1 protein-coding gene is annotated in these 239 nt (G+C 58.6%); it reads right to left on the bottom strand.

The genetic code is table 11. From position 1 onward, the window contains the following. Positions 1 to 239: RidA family protein (locus SB753_RS40935; protein WP_410805663.1), on the bottom strand; the 239-nt coding region annotated here is incomplete at both ends.

The raw sequence follows: 239 nt of genomic DNA, 5'->3' as shown, positions 1-239 counted from the left end.
CTTGAACACCTTGTTAAAGGAAGCAAAATCCCGCGGATCATCGAGCCACACCCCACACCGCACGACGTGCTCAGGCCCATACCCGGCCTCGGTCAAAATTGCCAGCACGTTTTGAATGGTCTTGTGCGACTGCTCAACGATCCCGCCATTGATCACTTCGCCGTTTTCCATCGGCGTCTGCCCCGACACGAACAGCCAGCCATCCGCCTCGACCGCACGCGCAAACGGCATCACCTGAC

This window comes from Paraburkholderia sp. SIMBA_053 (genome assembly GCF_046534895.1).
GTDB classification, from domain to species: Bacteria; Pseudomonadota; Gammaproteobacteria; order Burkholderiales; family Burkholderiaceae; genus Paraburkholderia; species Paraburkholderia caledonica.
This window is presented reverse-complemented; position numbering and strand designations above follow the sequence as displayed.